This window comes from Prevotella sp. HMSC077E09, assembly GCF_001814685.1.
Classification (GTDB): domain Bacteria; phylum Bacteroidota; class Bacteroidia; order Bacteroidales; family Bacteroidaceae; genus Prevotella; species Prevotella oris.
In genome coordinates this window covers 22,692-29,373 of the sequence record NZ_KV817557.1, presented here as the reverse complement: position 1 = coordinate 29,373, position 6,682 = coordinate 22,692, and the positions used below count along the sequence as shown (strand labels likewise).

Annotated in this window: 8 protein-coding genes; all 8 read left to right on the top strand. The window is 43.4% G+C overall.

The window, feature by feature from the left end; translation table 11 throughout:
* The first annotated feature begins 722 nt into the window (after positions 1 to 722).
* The 8 genes from HMPREF2983_RS06505 to tsf all read left to right on the top strand — a co-directional run bounded on the left by HMPREF2983_RS06505 (position 723) and on the right by tsf (position 6,480).
* The gene (locus HMPREF2983_RS06505; protein ID WP_004371092.1) at positions 723 to 1,196 is read left to right on the top strand and encodes an RNA polymerase sigma factor; all 474 of its coding nucleotides are present in this window, start codon (positions 723 to 725) and stop codon (positions 1,194 to 1,196) included.
* Positions 1,186 to 1,632: a hypothetical protein gene (locus HMPREF2983_RS06500; protein ID WP_070667438.1), complete on the top strand. Its 447-nt coding sequence runs from the start codon at positions 1,186 to 1,188 to the stop codon at positions 1,630 to 1,632. The genes HMPREF2983_RS06505 and HMPREF2983_RS06500 overlap by 11 nt, the downstream gene beginning before the upstream one ends.
* A gap of 32 nt (positions 1,633 to 1,664) precedes the next feature.
* Entirely contained in the window at positions 1,665 to 2,102 is a 438-nt protein-coding gene (locus HMPREF2983_RS06495) for a DUF6108 family protein (RefSeq protein ID WP_070667437.1), read from the top strand.
* A gap of 10 nt (positions 2,103 to 2,112) precedes the next feature.
* A complete protein-coding gene (locus tag HMPREF2983_RS06490) occupies positions 2,113 to 2,979 on the top strand; it encodes a hypothetical protein (protein ID WP_070667436.1) in 867 nt (288 codons plus the stop codon).
* Between the two features lie 407 nt (positions 2,980 to 3,386).
* Positions 3,387 to 3,848 carry a 50S ribosomal protein L13 gene (rplM, locus tag HMPREF2983_RS06485; protein WP_004371096.1) on the top strand — a complete coding sequence of 154 codons (462 nt, stop codon included), beginning with the start codon at positions 3,387 to 3,389 and terminating at the stop codon, positions 3,846 to 3,848.
* Between the two features lie 12 nt (positions 3,849 to 3,860).
* Positions 3,861 to 4,247 (top strand): 30S ribosomal protein S9, encoded by a 387-nt coding sequence (rpsI, locus tag HMPREF2983_RS06480; protein WP_004371097.1) that lies wholly within the window; start codon positions 3,861 to 3,863, stop codon positions 4,245 to 4,247.
* A 311-nt stretch (positions 4,248 to 4,558) separates the two neighbouring features.
* Positions 4,559 to 5,377, top strand: coding sequence for a 30S ribosomal protein S2 (gene rpsB, locus HMPREF2983_RS06475; RefSeq protein ID WP_070667441.1), 819 nt, complete (start codon positions 4,559 to 4,561; stop codon positions 5,375 to 5,377).
* Between the two features lie 107 nt (positions 5,378 to 5,484).
* Positions 5,485 to 6,480, top strand: coding sequence for a translation elongation factor Ts (tsf, locus tag HMPREF2983_RS06470; RefSeq protein ID WP_004371099.1), 996 nt, complete (start codon positions 5,485 to 5,487; stop codon positions 6,478 to 6,480).
* Positions 6,481 to 6,682 lie beyond the last annotated feature (202 nt).

Genomic DNA, 6,682 nt, shown 5'->3' with positions numbered 1-6,682 from the left:
AGAACCTTCAAGGGCTTAGTTGCGGATTTGAGGGAAAGCAATTTTTTACGTTCTTTAAAGTCAAACACTTGTGTTTTTTTGTATATTTTATATTATTTTTTATTTAATAAATGATTTAAGGATAAGTTAAAAGTTGTCGGATTACTTTACAATTTGTTTTATTAGATTTAAGAATTTGAACTGAAAGGTTTCCTCATCCCAAATGTATGCTATATTTTGATGATATATAATATATTGATAGTCAAGATGTTATTGATTTCAAAACAAATGGTAAGGGAAAATTACATAGGGAAAAGCAGTGATTCGACTCAAATTACTTCATAATTTGCCTTAGATGACGATGCTTTCAGACTCAAATAATCGTGTGTTTTGCATCAAATTACAGCATGCTATGAATGGAGTTGCAGGTAAAGTAGGTAAAAATGGAGGTGTCAGAACAATAGAATGGTTTCGCAAATGCACAGAAATGGTGTTTCCTTTTCTATTTGATCATGGATAGAAATGTTAAAAAACAGAAATAAACTTGACAAAAGAAATGTCGCTTTCACTTTGTAGATAAAGGCACTCTGTATGCAACAAATATAGGTGTTTCATTTAGGAAATCGGTATTGCTGACAGAAGATTTTCAATGGTTTTTAAGAAAATAATAAAAGAAATGCTTTTTGTGGTGTCACAAATGCTGTAACTTTGCGTAATAGGAGTAAAGATCTGAGACAGCAACGATGACCATCGAAGAATATAAAGAAGAGGTGGAGCGCAACCGACCACGCATGCTTACCATTGCCCGAGGCTATCTGAAGGACGGTGATGAGGCAGAGGATGTCGTGCAGGATGTGCTGCTCAAGCTTTGGCAATTGCTCGATTCGCTGCACTTACCCATGGGACCTCTAGCTTCAGTATTGGTGAAGAATCGTTGTGTTGACCTCATTCGGCGACGACAGCCAATGGTTGATGTGCCCGAGAATATGGCAGAATGTGAGCCGATGCGCGATGAACGCTATATGCAGGTGATGCGGATTATCGACACATTGCCTACATTGCAGCAGACAGTGATGCGTTTACGTCATATCGAGGGAATGGAAATGCGAGATATTGCCTCGCTTACAGGAAGCTCGGAAGTGGCAGTGAGGAAGACGTTGAGCCGTGCCCGACAAGCGATTAAACTACAATTCTTAAAGCAACAGCATGATGAATAACGACGAAATAATCAGGAAATTGGCAGACCGTTTCATGGCGGGCGATACTTCACTTGATGAAGAACAGCAGCTCTATCGCTACTTCACAGGTGAAGAGGTGGCAGAAGATTTACTGCCCTTGCGTGGACTTTTCTGTTCGTTTGCAGCCATGAAACCGGATGAAGAGGTGGTAGCGGAATGTAAACCGAAGTCAGCTCATTTACATTTCTATAAGGTGTTCGTCGGTGTTGCAGCCTCGATAGCGCTGATGATTGCTGTTGGGAGTTTGTTCTGGAGCCCTGAACGACAGGATTACTGTGAGGCATATGTCTACAATCAGCATGTGACTGATCCTGAAAAGGTGATGCAAGAGGTATATGGAACGATGCAGACTATTCATCAGAATGATGGTGCCAATGTTGATCATCAGCTGCATGACATCTTTGGAACAGATTGAAATAAAACGGGAAAATCAATAAAAACAGTGTTATGAAACATCGCATTTTCTTGACGATATGCTTGGCGTTGCTTTCCTTTGTGGCTCGCGCTCAACAGGGATTGAGCGTGAATGCGCTCTTCACGGGTAAGGTGGTGCCACGCGAAGAAATGGTGGAGGTTCGTGTAAAAGGGCGTGCCATTACTAAGTATAGGCTCCAATTCTATCACAGTGTGCGTTTCAAGGCCAATGAACAGCAACGTAAAAGCGTTGATGAATTGGTGGAACGCGACCGCAAGTTGGCTGCGGGAATTGAGCAGACTAACCGGCATGGCACGGAAACGCTAATCATGAGCCTGCCTCAGCAGCGTGGACTTAATCGCTATCTGTGTTATCTCACGCAGACGAAAGACCGTTCAACGATGGTTACTGTGGTCTATATGGAGGGAAATGTGGCAAGTATTGCCGAACTTAGAAAATTGATAAATTAAATTATAGCTTATGAAAACAATCTTCGTTTGCATGGCATTGGCTTTCAGCATGTCGGCCTTTGCTGCATCATCAGACAATGACACCGTGGTTGTGGAGAAGCCTCGGAAGGTCAGAATCATTACAGGCGACTCTGTTCAGCGCGTGGAAGTGTGGGGTAGTGCAACTAATCCGCGCTATCATTATGAAAATAATATCCAAATCGTTGACAGCAACTACGTGAGTACTTCGGCTTTGAACAGCGACACTTGGAACTTCTCTATCGCAGGTTTCAGTAAGCCCCGGAAGGGGAAAAAGACTCAGCGTGAATGCAGCATGCACTTTGTTGCAGGTTTCAATAACGCTGTAGGTATGCCTTCAGGTGCAGATATTCAGCCTTTCAAATCATGGGAATTGTGGTGGATTGTGAGCGACTGGGCCTATCGTCCATGGCGTAATGCGCATGCTTTTTCTATCGGTTTCGGACTTGATTGGCGTAATTATCGCATGACGGATGACCTGCGTTTTGTGAAGGATAATCGTGCTGTAGCTCTCGATCACTATCCTGCAGGCAGTACGCCACGCTTCTCTCGTATTAAGGTTTTCAGCATAAATGTACCTTTGCGCTATCAGTATGAGGGACGATGGATGGGCTTCAGTCTTGGTCCGGTTATTAATTTCAATACTTACGGCAGTCTGAAAACACGATACAAACTCGATGGTCACAAGGTGAAAGATATTGATACGAATGTTCGTGTGAGTCCCGTTACCGTTGATTTCATGGGTACACTCTCTGTCAAAGGTGTTCCCGACTTCTATTTCAAGTATAGTCCCTGCAATCTTTTACGCGATGGTTATGGTCCGAAGTTCAGGACTTTGTCATTCGGTCTGATGCTGTAGGAAGGGAAGATGGTAAAGAAATAAGAGGGTAGAAAAGGGTGAAGTTTTTAGGACCCCATATATATAATAAGGTGAAAGCAATCTCTGCTTTCACCTTATTATGTGTTGTTAATATTCAATAATAGTGTTAAAGTTATGTAATTAGAATGGATTTGCAGTCTATTACATTATGCTTCTTTCTTTAAAATATGTACCTTTGCAAACCGATTGCTGGGAAAGCGCTTGGAATTTCCGGCAGTCTGGCAGTGTTAATAGCCTTTTCTTTGGCCGGATAAGGCGGTTAGTGAATCTGTCGGACAACAGAACAAAAGCTGTGGATGGTCTCTTTTAGACTGGAGGCGCCGCGAGGTTTCTGTTATCGAAAAGTAATAAATATTGTTTTTTAGTAGTAAAATTAAGTTTAAAAAATGAACACTTTAAGTTACAAGACTATTTCCGTAAACAAGGAAACAGCTAAGAAAGAGTGGGTGGTAGTAGATGCCAGCGATCAGATTGTAGGTCGTCTTTGCTCTAAAGTAGCTAAGCTGCTTCGCGGAAAGTACAAGCCAAACTTCACTCCCCACGTAGACTGTGGAGACAATGTAATCATTATCAATGCCTCAAAGGTAGTCTTCACAGGTAAAAAGGAGACTGATAAGGTTTACACACGTTATACTGGTTATCCTGGCGGTCAGCGCTTCAACACTCCTGCCGAGCTTCGTACTCGTGCCAATGGTGTTGACAAAATCATTCGTCATGCAGTCAAAGGAATGCTTCCAAAGGGCCGTCTTGGTCGTGCTTTGTTGGATAACCTTTATGTATTCGATGGCGCAGAGCACAACAAGGAGGCTCAGAAGCCAAAGTCAATCGATATTAACCAGTATAAATAATTTAGGATTAAGATGGAAGTATTAAATGCAATTGGTCGCCGCAAGAGCGCTGTCGCTCGTGTTTACCTTTCTGAAGGAACCGGTAAGATCATTATCAATAAGAAAGATTTAACTGAATTCTTCCCGTCAGCTATTCTGCAGTACGTGGTTAAGCAGCCACTGATGTTGCTCGAAGCTGAAGGTAAGTATGACATCAAGGCAAACCTCGACGGTGGTGGTTTCACTGGTCAGAGCCAGGCACTCCGCCTTGCTATCGCCCGTGCTCTCGTCAAGGTGAACGCTGAAGACAAGAAAGCTTTGAAGGATGCAGGCTTCCTTACCCGCGACAGTCGTGCTGTTGAGCGTAAGAAACCAGGTCAGCCTAAGGCTCGTCGTCGCTTCCAGTTCAGTAAGCGTTAATGCTTGTTCTTTGAATTCTGGATATGGAACATTGAACTTTATGATTTGTTTTCTGTGTCATCATGACATGCAATAGGGCTTAGCCCGGCATATTCTAAAGTTCAAAATTCAATCTTAAAGTTTCAAAGACAATTTAGTTTAGTATCTAAACCAGGCAGACTCTGTGGCTTCTTTGTATTGCGATGCAGTATAAGACCGGATTACTGTCGGGCTGATTCTGAGCAAAAAAGGTTTGTTTATGATAGTAATGCTGTTGTATGCAGACTGTAAGAATTAAAAAAGAAAGTAAACAATTAAAATCAAGAAAAGAAATGTCAAGAACAAATTTCGACCAGTTACTTCAGGCAGGTTGCCACTTTGGTCACCTCAAGCGTAAGTGGAACCCGGCAATGGCTCCTTATATCTTCATGGAGCGTAATGGTATTCACATCATCGATCTCAACAAAACAGTTGCTAAGATAGATGAAGCTGCAGAGGCATTGAAGGCAATAGCAAAGTCAGGAAAGAAGATTCTGTTTGTCGCTACTAAAAAACAAGCTAAGGATATCGTAGCTGATAAGGCCGCATCTGTTAACATGCCATACGTCAACGAGCGTTGGGCAGGTGGTATGTTGACCAACTTCCCTACCATTCGTAAGGCAGTTAAGAAAATGACAAACATTGACAAGCTGATGAACGACGGTACTTTCTCTAACCTTTCTAAGCGCGAGTTGCTGCAGGTTACACGTCAGCGCGCTAAGTTGGAGAAGAACCTTGGTTCTATTGCCGACTTGACTCGTCTGCCAAGTGCACTCTTCGTTATCGACGTAATGAAAGAGCACATTGCAGTGAAAGAGGCAAACCGTCTGGGTATTCCTGTTTTTGGTATTGTAGATACAAATTCAGATCCTAAGAACATCGACTTCGTAATCCCTGCAAACGACGATGCTAAAGACAGCGTAGAGACTATACTTACGGCTGTTTGCGGTGCTATCGCTGAGGGTCTTGAAGAGCGCAAGGCTGAGAAAGCAGACGAAAAGGCTGCTGCTGAACAGGCTGAAGAGGTTGCTGAAACCAAGAAGCGCACTCGCAAGGCACGCAAGGAAGAAGAAGCTCCTGTAGCTGAAGCCGAGGCTGAAAAGGCTGAATAATCAAGATATAGGGGCTTACTTGATAGGATAGGAACCTGTAAGAACCTACGCATTATCAATAAGCCCCTATCTTTTTTCAAACAAATAAACAAAGAAAAGACTATATTATGGCTATTTCAATAGAAGATATCAAGAAGCTTCGCAGTATGACCGGTGCTGGTTTGGCTGACGTAAAGAAGGCTCTTACAGAGGCTGAAGGCGATTTCGACAAGGCAAAAGACCTGCTCCGTGAGCGTGGTTTGGCTATTGCTGCAAAGCGTTCTGACCGTGAAACTTCTAACGGTTGCGTGCTCGTTAAGTGCGTTCCAGGTTTTGCAGCAATGGTTGCTGTGAAGTGTGAGACCGACTTTGTGGCTGCCGGTAAGGACTTCATACAGCTCACTCAGGATATTCTTGATGCGGCAGTTGCTGCAAAATGCAAGACGCTTGACGAAGTTAAAGCGCTCAAGTTGGCTGATGGCGACGACGCTGCAACAGCTGTTCAGCACCGTTCGGGTATCACCGGAGAGAAGATGGAGATAGATGGCTACAACTTCCTTGAGGGAGACAACATCTCTGTTTACGACCACATGGGTCGCCACACCTTGGCAACAATGGTTCAACTCAGCGCCAACAACGAGGACGCCGGACACAAGATTGCCATGCAGGTGGCTGCAATGAAGCCGGTTGCACTTGATGAAGCTTCGGTTCCACAGTCTGTAAAGGATGAGGAATTCAAGGTGGCTGTCGAGAAAACCAAGGAAGAAATGGTTGAAAAAGCAGTCAATGCAGCACTCAAGAAGGCTGGCATTAATCCTGCACATGTTGACTCTGAAGACCACATTGAAAGCAACACGAAGAAGGGTTGGCTGACACAAGAGGATGCTGACAGAGCCAGAGAGATCAAGAAGACCGTAGGCGAAGAGAAGGCTGCTACACTCAATGAGCAGATGATTCAGAACATCGCTAAGGGTCGTTTGAACAAGTTCTTCAAGGATAACTGCTTGGTTGACCAGGAGTTCCAGTTCTCTGAAGGCGACAAGTTGAGCGTCAATGAATGGCTGAAGAAGCAGGGCGATGCCAAGATTGTTGCCTACAAGCGCTTCACACTCGTAGCAGAGTAATTGCATTTTCCATGTATTTACATATCAGAAAAGGTGGTCTGCATGATGCAGATCACCTTTTTTGATGCTTTGAAAGACGGATTTTCCGAGAAAACTACATTCCGGGTAGGTGTAAATTTCTTATTCCTTACTTCTCATTTTCTTTTTTTCTTCAAGGCTCGATACCCTTTCTTTCAACTTTCATTTTGTAAATATTACATCA